The 12,873-nt window shown below is 50.9% G+C and carries 11 protein-coding genes; 4 read left to right on the top strand and 7 right to left on the bottom strand.

Going from position 1 to position 12,873, the window contains the following annotated elements; genetic code table 11:
- The first annotated feature begins 230 nt into the window (after positions 1 to 230).
- Genes DXA36_RS18080 through DXA36_RS18065 form a run of 4 tightly spaced genes read left to right on the top strand, consistent with a single transcriptional unit; the run spans position 231 to position 2,652 of the window.
- Positions 231 to 629 (top strand): GntR family transcriptional regulator, encoded by a 399-nt coding sequence (locus DXA36_RS18080; protein WP_118680887.1) that lies wholly within the window; start codon positions 231 to 233, stop codon positions 627 to 629.
- Positions 622 to 1,539 (top strand): ABC transporter ATP-binding protein, encoded by a 918-nt coding sequence (locus tag DXA36_RS18075; protein WP_118680886.1) that lies wholly within the window; start codon positions 622 to 624, stop codon positions 1,537 to 1,539. The genes DXA36_RS18080 and DXA36_RS18075 overlap by 8 nt, the downstream gene beginning before the upstream one ends.
- 27 nt (positions 1,540 to 1,566) lie before the next feature.
- Entirely contained in the window at positions 1,567 to 2,226 is a 660-nt protein-coding gene (locus DXA36_RS18070) for an ABC-2 transporter permease (protein ID WP_118680885.1), read from the top strand.
- Between the two features lie 12 nt (positions 2,227 to 2,238).
- Complete coding sequence (locus DXA36_RS18065; protein WP_118680884.1) at positions 2,239 to 2,652, top strand: hypothetical protein; 414 nt, start codon at positions 2,239 to 2,241, stop codon at positions 2,650 to 2,652.
- Positions 2,653 to 2,820: 168 nt separating this feature from the next.
- On the opposite strand, the gene htpG is transcribed toward DXA36_RS18065, so the two are convergent.
- The 7 genes from htpG to DXA36_RS18030 all read right to left on the bottom strand — a co-directional run bounded on the left by htpG (position 2,821) and on the right by DXA36_RS18030 (position 12,725).
- A complete protein-coding gene (gene htpG, locus DXA36_RS18060) occupies positions 2,821 to 4,917 on the bottom strand; it encodes a molecular chaperone HtpG (protein WP_118680883.1) in 2,097 nt (698 codons plus the stop codon).
- A gap of 479 nt (positions 4,918 to 5,396) precedes the next feature.
- Positions 5,397 to 5,570: a chorismate--pyruvate lyase gene (locus DXA36_RS18055; RefSeq protein ID WP_118680882.1), complete on the bottom strand. Its 174-nt coding sequence runs from the start codon at positions 5,568 to 5,570 to the stop codon at positions 5,397 to 5,399.
- A 12-nt stretch (positions 5,571 to 5,582) separates the two neighbouring features.
- Positions 5,583 to 6,677, bottom strand: coding sequence for a peptidylprolyl isomerase (locus tag DXA36_RS18050; RefSeq protein ID WP_118680881.1), 1,095 nt, complete (start codon positions 6,675 to 6,677; stop codon positions 5,583 to 5,585).
- Positions 6,674 to 8,083 carry an NAD(P)/FAD-dependent oxidoreductase gene (locus DXA36_RS18045; protein ID WP_118680880.1) on the bottom strand — a complete coding sequence of 470 codons (1,410 nt, stop codon included), beginning with the start codon at positions 8,081 to 8,083 and terminating at the stop codon, positions 6,674 to 6,676. Before DXA36_RS18045 ends, DXA36_RS18050 begins: the two co-directional genes overlap by 4 nt.
- A gap of 111 nt (positions 8,084 to 8,194) precedes the next feature.
- Entirely contained in the window at positions 8,195 to 10,795 is a 2,601-nt protein-coding gene (locus DXA36_RS18040; protein ID WP_118680879.1) for an AAA family ATPase, read from the bottom strand.
- Positions 10,792 to 11,928 (bottom strand): exonuclease SbcCD subunit D, encoded by a 1,137-nt coding sequence (locus DXA36_RS18035; protein ID WP_118680878.1) that lies wholly within the window; start codon positions 11,926 to 11,928, stop codon positions 10,792 to 10,794. Before DXA36_RS18035 ends, DXA36_RS18040 begins: the two co-directional genes overlap by 4 nt.
- A complete protein-coding gene (locus tag DXA36_RS18030) occupies positions 11,925 to 12,725 on the bottom strand; it encodes a PHP domain-containing protein (RefSeq protein ID WP_118680877.1) in 801 nt (266 codons plus the stop codon). Before DXA36_RS18030 ends, DXA36_RS18035 begins: the two co-directional genes overlap by 4 nt.
- Positions 12,726 to 12,873: the final 148 nt, after the last annotated feature.

Genomic DNA, 12,873 nt, shown 5'->3' with positions numbered 1-12,873 from the left:
GTTTATAATTCCTATTGGATTAGTATGTTTTAATTGATTATAATGAGGACAGAACCATTTGTCAAATACTTTTTGGAAATTTTTGTATTCAAAATTGCTCTTTACGTATCTTTCTGACGGTCTTTCAGGCAGCCGGCCATAACTTTCGGTTGACAGCAGAGAGTATTAAGTGTATAGTGTGTATTATATACATACACACTTGGCAAACGGATTGCCGGAAAGGTACGTTCATGAAAATACTGATTTCCAACAGTTCCGACCAGCCGCTCTATCTGCAGATTAAGGAACAGTTGAAGGACGCCATCCTGCGGGCAGATCTGAAGGACGGGGACAGCATGCCCTCCATACGGCGTTTTGCCAATGATCTGGGGGTCAGCGTCCTGACCATCCGGCGCGTCTATGACGAACTGGAACAGGAAGGCTATCTGAATCAGCAGGTTGGCGTCGGCACTTTTGTCAGTGCGGCAAACACGGAACTGCTCCGGGACGCCAAACGTCATCTGGTAGAGCTGAAGATTCAGGATGCTCTCCAGGCGGCTTCCGCACTGGATATCCCTTTAAAAGAACTGCATGACATGCTGGACATTCTATATGACGATATCTATAAAGGAGGCAAATCAAATGGGTAATATCATTGAAGTCCGCGGGCTGACCAAACATTATCCGGAATTCACTCTCTCCCAGGCCGGTTTCTCGGTACCGGAAGGCTGTATTACCGGCTTTGTTGGGGCAAACGGCGCAGGCAAAACCACGACGCTCAGGGCTATTCTCGGACTGCTCCAGCCGGACGGCGGGGAAATACGTCTGTTCGGGGAACCCCTCTTCCCCTCCGGCGCACCTTCCTCTCATAAGGCCCTGCCGGATTCCATACGCAGCAGCCTAGCGGACCGCATCGGCGTGGTGCTCGGCTCCGGCGCCTTTTATGAAAACCTCACCATTTCCCGGATGAAACAAGTGGTGGCCGGCGCATACTCCCAGTGGCAGGAAAAGGAATTCCGGGAACTGGCCTCCCGTTTCGGTCTGAACCCATCCCATAAGATCAAAACCCTTTCCTCCGGCACCAAAATGAAGCTGGCCCTGGCTTTCGCCCTGTCCCACAAGGCGGAGCTGCTGATAATGGACGAACCCACGGGCGGGCTGGATCCTCTCATAAGGGACAAATTCCTGATCCTCATCCGGGAGTTTATGGAAAAAGGCGGAAAAGGCGTTCTGTTTTCCACCCACATTACCTCCGATCTGGATAAATGTGCGGATAACATTGTATTCCTCCACAAAGGGAGGATCCTTCTGGAAGAGGACAAAGATATCCTGCTGGATAAATGGCGGCTGGTAAAAGGAGCTTTATCTTCCCTCACAGAAGAAAAAAAAGAATTCCTGAGCTGCCTGAAAACAACAGACTACGGCTTCACCGCCCTAACCGATGAGCCGGAAAAAGCAAAAAAGCTGTTCCCGGAGGCCCTTCTGGAACGCGCCTCCATTGACGACATCATGATCGCCCTGTGCGAAGGACATGTCCCGTCTGTCCCCGCCGCCCAATAGTCATACTGAAAGGAGAACATATCCCTTATGAAACAGCTTGCCTGCCTTATGAAAAAAGATCTCTTCCTTATGGGAAATTACCTGTATTTCATTCCGGCCTTTACGCTGGCGCTCCCTTTCCTTTATTCCTGGCTGATTCCCGAGTATGCCACACAAAAAGGGACCGGACTTATCGTGCTCATTGTTTCCTCCGTATACAGCGAATTCCTTGCTTATGAACAGATATTCCTGAAAGATGCGGAATATCCCAGAGCCTTGTCCCTGCTCTGCGCCGCCCCCTACCGCAGAAGGGATATTATTGTCAGCCGGTATCTGCTTTTTTGTCTGGTATTCGCAGCAACCGCCTTCGTTTATACAATACCTGCCCTGTTCCTTCCCCCCTCCTTCCGCCTGTCTTTCATGGAATACGCGGCCGCCTTTTTCCTGAATGTACTGCTGTTCAGCCTTCTCACACCCCTCCAGCATCTGTTCGGCTTCGAGAATTCCAAGTTTGTGCCGGTGTTGGTGATTATGCCCTCCTGCTTCCTCCTTCCTCTCCTGCTGAAAACCGATCTGCTGGAGCTGCGTTGGCTGAACCATCTTCCTGTCCTGCTTGTTTTCCTGCTCCTGCTGGCTGTATGTGCATTCCTGCTGTTTGTCTCCGCAGAGATAACTATACGGATATTTCAAAGAAAAGAATTGATGTGAAAGGGGTATACGATGCGATATCCAGTTAACCAACTCTGCTACCTGGGCGGAATCCTGCTATTTTTTCTCGCCCTGGCAGAGCTAATCCGTCTCCTTGCCATACTGCCCCGTTCCCGGAAAACAATAGCTACGATTACCCGAATACGCCCCCTGTCCCCCGACGATCTGCATACAAAGGCATCTTCCGCCGCACATTCCGCAAAAAAGAAAGGGGATATGGCCTTCGTCACCTACCGCGTTGACGGCAGGAATTATTTTTCCAAAACAGAAATTCCTGTACCTGCCGGAAAAGAGGTGGGAAGCCGGATTCCCGTATGGTACGCCCGCCTTTTTCCGGATACGCTTCTGCCCAGGCCTTCCTGCGCAAAACTCCTGCTGCTGACGCTCCTTTCCCTGCTGCTGTTCCTTGCCGGCTTTCTCCTGTAACCCGGACGGAATCAGTATGCTTCGGACAGCAAGCCACCCATATGTTCCAATGACGGATGTACGGCGCACGCCATCCTTATACGCAAAAAGAATCCCGGCGGCAGCTGCCTGAAAGAGACAGTCTGCCGCCGGGATTCTTTTATGCTGCCCTTGTACCGGGCATGAATTTTACTGAGTCAGCGCCACCATAATGTCATTGGAACGGGTCACGAATTTTGTCATCGCTTCCGCATCCAGAGGCCCCTGCTGCAGTTTCGCCAAATCATACAGCTGTTCGCAGATAAGGTTTTCGTTCTTATTGTCCGCATCATCCTTATGATCCAGAACATACTGTACCAGCGGATGGCTTGCATTCAGCACCAGGGTCTCCCCTTCTCCGCCGAGCATGCCCATATCCATGCCGTTCATGGCATACATCTTCATCATATCCTGCATTCTCCTGCTCTGCTCGGAGATGGTGAGCACAGAAGACACTTTTTTGTTTTTCAGCTTTTCGATTTTGACCGTAAGCTTGTCGTTCTTCAAAGCCTTGCGTACCAGCTTCTGAATTTCTTCCGACTGGGCTTCCAGCTCCTCCTGGGCTTTTTTGGAGGTTTTTGCCTTGAAGGTATCCGTCAGATCGGCGTCGATCCTCTGGAACTTGATGCCCTCGTTCTTCATTTCCAGCTGATTGATAAACGGCTGGTCAATCTGATCCGGAAGCACAACAGCGTCCATCTTCGCCTGTTTGAACATATTTACATACTGGCTCTGCACCTTTAAATCGGTTGCGTAGTAGATGGTCTTTTCTTTCTTCTCTTCTTCCCCATTTTCTTCGCTGTTTTCAGCAGAAGACGGCTCTTCCACCACCTCGGCTTCCACCTTTTCGCCGTTTTCATCCACAGCGCTGTTTTCGGTTTCATCCGGATCCACCTTGTTTACTTCCAGGCAGTCGGGCAGGGTCATATACTTTCCGTCCAGGTTCTTGAACAGGATATAATCCGTCATCTTTTCGCAGAACTTATCATCCTTCAGGCAGCCGAATTTTACGAAGGGACTGATATCATCCCAGTATTTCTCATATTCTTCCCTGTCGGTCTTGCACATGCCGGCCAGCTTATCCGCTACCTTCTTGGTGATATAATCGGATATTTTCTTTACAAAACCGTCATTCTGCAGCGCACTTCTGGAAACATTCAGCGGCAGGTCCGGACAATCGATAACACCCTTAAGGAGCATCAGGAATTCCGGAATAACTTCTTTAATATTGTCGGCAATAAATACCTGGTTGTTATACAGCTTTATGGTTCCCTCAATGGACTCATATTCCATGTTGATTTTGGGGAAATACAGGATACCCTTCAGGTTAAAAGGATAATCCATATTCAGGTGGATCCAGAACAGAGGCTCCTTGTAATCCTGGAAAACCTTGCGGTAAAACTCTATATAATCCTCTTTGGTACACTCGCTGGGGCTCTTGCTCCAAAGGGGATGGATATCATTCATCATGGAAGGACGCTTTTTGATTTTCAGGCGTACGGGCTTTTCTCCGTCCTCCTCCTTATCGTCCTCCTTCTTTTCCGGCTGGATGGTTTCCAAAACCTCATCCGTATCCAGCTTCTCCGCTTCATCTATGGTCTGGGTTTCCGGTGTGTTTTCCCTGGACAGGAAAATTTCCACAGGCATGAAGGAGCAGTATTTCTGAATCACTTCGGAAGCCTTGTACTCATTACAGAACTGCAGGCAGTCCTCATTGAGGAACAATGTGATCTGGGTACCAACCTGATCCCAGGTGCCGTCTTCCATTTCAAATTCCGTACCGCCGTCACATTCCCAATGTACCGGTACCGCGCCGTCCTTAAAGGATAACGTATCAATATGCACCTCATCGGCCACCATGAATGCGGAATAAAAACCAAGTCCGAAATGACCGATAATCTGGTTATCATCGGATTTATCCTTATATTTTTCAATAAAATCAGTAGCGCCGGAGAACGCGATCTGATTGATGTATTCCTCCACCTCATCCGCGGTCATACCGATACCGTTATCAATAAATTTGAGGGTTTTCTCTTCGGGATTCACGATAACCCGGATTTCCGGCTTATAGCCTTCCGGAAGGGAATATTCTCCCATCACATCCAGCTTCTTTAATTTGGTAATTGCGTCGCAGCCGTTGGAAATCAGTTCCCTGTAAAAAATATCGTGGTCAGAATACAGCCATTTCTTAATAATAGGGAAAATATTTTCGCTGTTAATAGACAAGCTGCCATGTTTCTCTGCCATAATTCATCACATTCCTTTCTTTTTTTCCACGGACCCTTTTCTTTTGTTTGTCCGTTTTTCATTCTAGGAATAAGTGTACTTCCAACTTTCTGAAAAGTCAATAGAAAATTAGCACTCAATATAATTGAGTGCTAACAACAATGGGAAACCCCTGAATAACCGGGCATTTCCCATTTCTAAATTTTTTATAAATTCAAACTTCGCAGTTGCTGAATGGCCTTCCGCCGGCTGTCTGCATGGCGTTGCCGGGACTGAAAAGGAATTTTCGAAGGTACGTTTCAGTCTATGGAGATGAGACCAGTCAAGTGTGTCAGCCTCATCTGACACACTTGACGCCCCTGGGCTCATCGGAATGTTTAGGCTGACGGACCTGCGAAAATCCTTTTCAGTCCCGGCAACGCCATGCAGACAGCCGGCGGAAGGCCATTCAGCAACTGCGAAGTTTGAGTTATAAAATCACTATTCCACAAATATTTGGTTCACTCCATAATCCGGTACTGGAGAAGTTCGTATTTCAGCCGGGTGCCTTCCCCTGTTTCCGACGGAAGAAGCGCCCTTGCTACCAGCTTACATTCCCCGCTTTCCTCATCCGTCCGCCTTAAATTCGCATAATCCCCATCCAGGCTTTCCACGATATATTCAAAGGTTTTCATAGATATCCTCCTTTACTGCTGTCCGAAATATTCTTTATAAACAGCAAAAAACCGGTTTGTGGTTACCTCTTCATCATGGATCAGCTCCACGGAGTCCCACAAAGGCTCGTTCAGGTTCTTCGCCAGGGAATTCACAAAACTGTCATATTCCTGCCCGAACACCTCATCCTTACGCTTCTCCACTATTTTCAGCTTATTCCGGTCGGTTTCTTCCCGGTTAAAGGTGCTGATACATTTGATGATTTCATAGCCTCTGGAGGTTTCTATTATGCCGCTGATTTCATCATTGCCAAGCTCGAACGCAGCGCCCGCAAAAGCCTGTTCCTGCTCGCCCTTGCCAAAGGACAGGGTCCCCTGGGAATCATCGCTGTACTTCTCAATCAGGGCTTCAAATGCCTCCCCTTCTCTGGCAGCGCGCAACACCTCCTGGGCTCTCCGGTAGCATCTGGCCTTTTCCTCCTCCGAATACGGAGAAACCGTTCCGTCCGCATTTTCCGTTACCGTCTTTATCAGGATATGCTGGACAGTTATGGTTCTGGCCTCGTCATCGCTGATTTCCGGATTGATGTCGCTGATTATCTGGCGGTACACCTTATCCGCCAGGGCATAATCCCGGTACATCGCCCCGATCAGCTGCCGGTTCACTCCCATCGCCTCTATTTCCCGGTCATTCAGGGAAGAAAAATAATCCGCCGCCGCCTCAGCCACCGTTTCCTCCTCCTGGGGGGTCAGCTGGATTCCCCTCCGATCCGCCAGAAGAGTCATCGCCTTGATTTGGGAAATTTCCGCAAGCACCTTGCTCTTGAGCTTATCGGACAGGGTCTCCTCCCCCTCCCTGACCTCCCAGATCTGTGCGCCGTACACGGCTTCATAGGTATTCTGCTCCGTGGTCAGGTACACCATAAGCTCCGGAAGGGTACAGGAAGCATCCTCCAGACGGAATATTTCATTATGATAGAAGCCGGTGGTAAGCACCAGCTTCACCGGTTCTTCTGCGCTGCAGCCGCTTAAGGACAGCAGCAGACCGAAGGCAAGCAGGCAGCCTGCCAGTTTTGCCCATAAGGATGCCTTCCGAAACACGGCATCCGTTATTTTCCCACTCTTCATCCTTTACTTCCCATACTCCGTAAAATACTTCTTGCCACGCTGATGCCGTTGGCCGAAGCCTGCTGCAGGCCTCTGGTTACGCCTGCGCCGTCGCCGATAGCGCGAAGCCCTCTGATGCTGGTTTCAAAATCCTTATCCACCACCACTTTATTGGAATAAAACTTTACCTCCACCCCGTAAAGCAGGGTTTCATCGCTGGCGATACCGGGGGTTACCTTATCCAGCGCCTCTATCATTTCCGCAATATCCACCATAATCCGGTGCGGGAACACCAGGGACAGATCACCCGGAACCGCATCTTTGAGCGTAGGGATCAGATTGTTCCTGCAGAGCCTTTCCTCCGTGGTCCTTCTTCCCCTTTTGAAATCACCGAAGGTCTGTACCAGAATTCTGCCGCCGCAGAGCATATTGGAAAGCTCCGCAATTTTGCGTCCGTATTCGATAGGGGTGCTGAAGGGCTTTGTAAAATTCTTGGATACCAATAAAGCGAAATTCGTATTGCTTGTTTTATAATCCTGGGACTTGTATGCATGGCCGTTTACCACAGCCAGGCCGCCCTCGTAATATTCCGCAGCTACCTCTCCGGAAGGATTGGTACAGAAGGTACGCACCTTGTCGTCAAATGTGGGGGTATAGAAAATCAGCTTCGCTTCGTACAGGTTTTCATTCAGAAACTGCATCACTTCATCCCGCACTTCCACACGGACGCCTATATCCACCGTACCGGGCGTGGTGTCAATGCCGATCTGGGCGCATTTGTCCTTGAACCAGTCCGCCCCTTCCCGGCCCACCGCGGATACGATTTCATCCGCCAGATAGGTGTCTCCCTTGTCCGTGACAATCCCTGCGGCACGGCCGTCCTCCACCAGGATCTCTTCCACCATGGTGTTAAAGAGCATTTCCACACCTTTTTCCGCCAGCGCATCCTGCAGACGGGAATAAATCTTATAGCCTTCCTCTGTTCCCAGATGCCTTATAGGGCATTCCACCAGCTTCAGGTTGGCATTAATAGCTTCCCGGCGGATCTCACGGATTTCCTTTTCTTTATCCATACCGTATACCTGGGTATCCGCTCCGTATTTCAAATAGATAGCATCCGATTCCTGAATCAGTTCTTTTGTCTGTTCATAGCCGAGGATTTCAGGCAGGTTTCCGCCCACGTCCGGGGAAAGGGAAAGCTTCCCGTCGGAAAAAGCCCCCGCTCCTGCAAATCCGGTCGTAATGGAACAGGGCTTGCAGCCCACACATACCTTTGTTTTTCTTTTGGGGCAGGTCCGCTTCTCAATGGGGCGGCCTTTTTCCACCATAAGCACCTTCAGATCCTTCTTCTTTTCCATCAGCTCGTATGCGCAGAAAATGCCTCCCGGCCCTGCACCGATTATAATCACGTCGTATTTTAATTCCATAAAAACCCCCTGTTCCGCCCCGGTTCCCTCTTAGCCGGAGCACTGCATTTGCCGGGTTCATTATACCTATTTTTGAGGATAAAGTCAATTCACGCCAAAAACCGCGGGTCGTTACCGTATATGGCTTCCGGTATTCTTTTTTTCCACATAAATCTGGCTGCTTATCCGCTCCTGAAGCTCCGGCACATGGGAGATAATTCCTATCATACGGTCGCTCTCCACAAGGCCCATCAGGGCTGAACATGCCTGATCCAAGGATTCCGCATCCAGGGCGCCGAAGCCCTCATCGATGAACAGGGCTTCCACACGGATCCCTCCGCTTTCGGCCTGAATCACATCGCTCATCCCCAGGGCCAGGGCCAGGGAAGCTTTGAAGCTTTCCCCTCCGGAAAGGGTCTTTACGGAACGATATTTTCCGGTATAGTAGTCCATGACACGGATTTCCAGGCTGTCCTTGCTGCGGCCGTCCCCGGCCTCTTCCACTCTGGAAAGCTCATATCTGCCGCCGGTCATACGGCGGAGCCGCAGGTTTGCGGCTTCCAGGATATCCTCAAAATAACCGGAAAGTACATACTGCTCAAATACCAGTTTCTTTGCATTGTTGCCGGAAGCCATATTGTCCAGATCCCGGATGATTCCATAGTCTTTTTCTTTCTTTTCCCTAATTTTTTTCTTTTCCCGGAGAAGGCCATAGGTGCGGGCCGCATCGGACGCGCCGATACTCCATCGCGTGCGCATGCTTTCTTCCCCTTTCTTTTCCTCCAGAAGGCGGTTTCTTTTTTCCAGGAAAGGGGCGGTATCCGTTTCTTCTTTTCCCTCCAGTTCCGCTTCCATGTGTGAGCATAATTCAGCCGTGGAACCAAGTTCCAGCCTGTATCGGGCTATTGCATCCGAAAGGACTTTTCTGTCCGCTTCCTCCAGGACGGCCTCCCGATAGGCTTCCGGCCCTGTAAAACCGCCTTTTTTCAAAGCTTTTTCCCAGCTTTCCCTGGCCGCTGCAAGCTCTTTCTCCAGCCTGGCTTTATCCGCGGACAGGCGTTCTTTGTTCTGTCTGCGCACCTCAAGGCCTTTGATCAGACCGGTATAGCGTTCCGCCTGTTCCCGGATTTCCTCTCTGGTATGAAGAGAAGCAAAAGAAACGAGTTCTTCCGAAAATTCTCCCTTCCTGGCCAGCAGGGCATTTTCCTCATCGGCCAGCTGGCGGTTCTGTTCCGCCTGTCCCTCCGCTTCCGCCCTGGCTGCCGCCGCCTGCCCGTGAAGGACGGTAAGTCTGGCCGCACTCTGATCATAAGCCTCCTGAAGCCGTTTCAGCTGTTCTTCATCCGGCACATCCTCACCGGCGCCTGCCACGTGAGGATGCTCCCGCGAACCGCAGACCGGGCAGGGCTTTCCTTCTTCCACCAGCCGGGCCGCAAGTCCGATAACAGCACGGCGGTAACGGTTTTGGGCTTCCGTCAGCTCATGCTGTCTGTCTGCAGTCCATTTCTCCTGTTCCAGATAATACTGTTGATGCAGAAGAAGCTTTTTTTCCAGCTGTTTCTGTCTGCCCAGCCCTGCTGCCTTTCTTTTTTCCAATTCCCCAAGAGACTGGCTGATATCATAAAAGGCAAACAGAAGATCCCTTTTTTCATAGATGCCGCTGCATTCCTGAACAAGAGCAGCTTCCTTTCCAATCGCCCCTTCTTCTTCTTTTTCCTGTTTTTCCAACGCACGAAGCTGTTTTTCCACTCCATTTACCTGTTGGTATTCCGCCCGGATTTCGGCTGCATGCTCCCCCCGTTTCAGCCGCTCTTCCTTTAATGCCATATCCCCGGCCTGGCCTTTAAGAGCCGCAAGCTTTTCCTTCGTTTCCCTCAGCTTTTGGAATGCTTTCCGATCCGCTTCGGCCTGCTGGATTCTTTTTTCAAGCTCCACAATTTCCTGATCCAGCTTTTCTATCCGCCGGGACGCGTCTTTTTCTTCCCTGCGGCAGTCTTTTTCCAGCACTTGCAGCCTGTCCATAAGCTGTTCATAGGGATAAGCTTCCCCGGAGGTAAGCTCCTTCCATATTTCGTCCTCCGTATGGAACTGACGGACATCCTCATCCATACGATGTCTGTATTCCATAACCTCTTTATATAAGGTGCCGGCCTCCTCCCGGAGCACCGCAGCAAACCGGTCATAGAGGGCGGTATCGAAAATTTCCCGGAAAATCCTGGTTTTTTCTCCCGGCGATGCGGTAAGAAGCCGTGCGAATTCCCCCTGGGCTATCATGGAAATCTGCTTGAACTGCCGGTAATCCAGACGCAGTATTTCCTGGATTTTCCGCGTTACTTCTCCGCTGCCTTCCATAACGGAGCCGTCCGGAAGTGTCAGAACCGCTTTTTCCCGCTCCTTCGTCATGGCCTGCCCCCCTTTTTTACGTCTCTTGGGACGCAGGTATTCCGGATTCCGGTATATCTGATACATAAGGCCGTTATGTACCATAGTAAGCTCTGCATAGGTGGGGGTATCCGCATCCGCAAAATCGCTCCGCACGCTGTTTTTCTCCCGGATCTCCCCGCTCATGCTGCCGTACAGGGCATAGGTCAGCCCATCAAAAATTGTGGTTTTCCCTGCACCTGTCCGGCCGGTTATCAGAAAGATTCCTTTTTCCGACACTTCCGTAAAATCAACGGTCTGCTTGTCCCGGAAGGGCCCCCAGCCGCATAATGTCAACGTTATTGGTTTCATTCCCGTTCCACCTTTTTCACCGTTTCTTCCGTCACCTTTTTCCGGGCTTCATCCATTTCGGTTCCCCGCACCAGACCGTAAAAATCCGCAAACAGTTCCGCCGTACTTTTCCGGCGTATGGCGTGCCGCCCCTTCACCGTCTGCCTCGCTTCTTTTTCCTTTTTAGCGAGTACGATCTGGCAGATATTCGGGTAGACGCTGCGCAGTGTGCCGATTGGGTCCACCAGCTCCTCTTCATTTGTCAGGATCGCCTGGATATAATCCTCCGCCCGGCTGCCTTCCCCAACGCCTTTTTCAAGCAGTTCTTCCAGCGTTCCCTCCACTTTCCGGAGGGCATGCAGCGAAACCACCGGGCGCCGGTTCACGGTTACTTCTCCCTTTGCTCCCAGCTCCACAACATTTATGCTTTTCACATGGGTACATTCAGAAAAGCTGAAAGCCAGAGGTGCTCCTGCATACCATACATTTTCCGGCCCTATCTTCTGGGGTTTATGTATATGTCCCAAAGCGACGTAGTCAAAAGGAGCAAAACGCCCGGCGTCCACGTTATCGATCCCCCCCACATGAATCGTAGTTTCCGCATCGGAAAGCTCCGGCTCCTTATCCTGACAGGTCACAAAAAAGTGGCTGATCAGCACGTTCCGTTCCCCGGGATCAATTCTGCCAGCTTTCTTTTCCGCTTCCAATACCGCTCCCACCGCTTCATCCGCCGTCCTGGCTCCTGCCACGGCAGGGCGGACAAAAGGAAACAGAAAAAAATGTACCGGCCCGAAGGCATCCTGCAGCGTCACTTTTTTTAACGGGCTGCGGTAGGTTCCCGCGATATACAGCCCCTGCTTCTGCAGGATTTCTTCCCCGAAACCAAGCCGTTCCGGGGAATCATGATTGCCGCTGATTAAAAGCACGGGAATCCCTTCCTCCAGCAGGGAAGTCAGGAAACCGTCAAGAAGCTGCACCGCCTCTCCCGGAGGCACCGCCCGATCATACACATCGCCCGCAATGACAAAGGCGTCCGCTTTTTCTTCCCTCGCCGTCGTCAGCAGTTGATCCAGAATAAAACGCTGATCCGGTATCAGGGAAAAATCATTCATCGTTTTTCCAATATGGAGATCCCCTGTGTGTATCAGCTTCATTCCTCTTCTTCTCCCTCCTGCGCAGCAGTGCACAGCAGCTCCCCGTCTCTGGAGTACCAGCTCACTCCGTCCGTCAGCACATACTCTTCACCGCCCTGAATTGCCCGTATAAAATCCCTGCTGTCCGACAGCTTCCCCGCAAAAGCGGTACCGCCCCCGAAAACAGCGGTACTGTGTACATCTGATCCCGCCGTCATCACCAGCTTATGTTCCTTTGCATAAACCCGGGCCTGCCCGTCATAAACCGTACTCTTGTGGGATACGCTCAGAGGACTCGTATGTGTCGCATTCATTCCCTCAACCCCATCCACGAATGCGGGGAAAAGCCTGATTTCGGGAATGTACGCTTCCTCACGGAAGGGGTGGGCATGGATTACCATACCGCCGTCTGCTTTTACAAGACGGTACTGCTCCTCAACTTGCGCTTCCCGGATTTCCGGATGGGCAGCCAGCCATTCCGGGGACAGGCCAAAAATAAGGAACTCCGTCCCCTGAAAGCCGGCCTCCCAGCCAAAGAAAACATCCAGGCCAATCCGGTCCCCTTCCGCCTTTGCATCCAGGTATCCTTTTGCAAATTCCGACACCCATGTTTCCCAGGGAAGCGACCGATCCGCCGCCGTATTTCCTCCCCAATTGTGATCTGTCACAAAGATACCCGTATAACCCGCCTTTTTGCAGGCATCCGCCATCTGTCGTCCCTCCGCCCTGCCGCAGAGACTGCCCTGGGAGGTATGAAGATGTGTTTCATATAAATAAGGATAGGCTTCCTTTATTGCTGCAACAGTCCATTTTGCCATTCCTGTATTTCTCCTTTTTCAGCATTGTTTTTCAAACACGCTCTAAGTCAGTATAACATATCCGGGGGCATATTCCGAATAAAAATCGAAACAGCTTACATATAAAATACGCGCCTCCGGAGTTGGAAGGCGCGTATCATATATTTCC

The sequence above is a fragment of the Eisenbergiella sp. OF01-20 genome (assembly GCF_003478085.1).
Classification (GTDB): Bacteria; Bacillota; Clostridia; order Lachnospirales; family Lachnospiraceae; genus Eisenbergiella.
Note: the sequence above shows the minus strand (reverse complement) of the source record. Positions and strands in the feature narration are given on the sequence as shown.

Excerpts from the sequence above, each read along its gene's own strand:
- DXA36_RS18080 (WP_118680887.1), top strand. The coding sequence starts at position 231 with ATGAAAATACTGATTTCCAACAGTTCCGACCAGCCGCTCTATCTGCAG.
- DXA36_RS18075 (WP_118680886.1), top strand. The coding sequence starts at position 622 with ATGGGTAATATCATTGAAGTCCGCGGGCTGACCAAACATTATCCGGAA.
- DXA36_RS18070 (WP_118680885.1), top strand. The coding sequence starts at position 1,567 with ATGAAACAGCTTGCCTGCCTTATGAAAAAAGATCTCTTCCTTATGGGA.
- DXA36_RS18065 (WP_118680884.1), top strand. The coding sequence starts at position 2,239 with ATGCGATATCCAGTTAACCAACTCTGCTACCTGGGCGGAATCCTGCTA.
- htpG (WP_118680883.1), bottom strand. The coding sequence starts at position 4,917 with ATGGCAGAGAAACATGGCAGCTTGTCTATTAACAGCGAAAATATTTTC.
- DXA36_RS18055 (WP_118680882.1), bottom strand. The coding sequence starts at position 5,570 with ATGAAAACCTTTGAATATATCGTGGAAAGCCTGGATGGGGATTATGCG.
- DXA36_RS18050 (WP_118680881.1), bottom strand. The coding sequence starts at position 6,677 with ATGAAGAGTGGGAAAATAACGGATGCCGTGTTTCGGAAGGCATCCTTA.
- DXA36_RS18045 (WP_118680880.1), bottom strand. The coding sequence starts at position 8,083 with ATGGAATTAAAATACGACGTGATTATAATCGGTGCAGGGCCGGGAGGC.
- DXA36_RS18040 (WP_118680879.1), bottom strand. The coding sequence starts at position 10,795 with ATGAAACCAATAACGTTGACATTATGCGGCTGGGGGCCCTTCCGGGAC.
- DXA36_RS18035 (WP_118680878.1), bottom strand. The coding sequence starts at position 11,928 with ATGAAGCTGATACACACAGGGGATCTCCATATTGGAAAAACGATGAAT.
- DXA36_RS18030 (WP_118680877.1), bottom strand. The coding sequence starts at position 12,725 with ATGGCAAAATGGACTGTTGCAGCAATAAAGGAAGCCTATCCTTATTTA.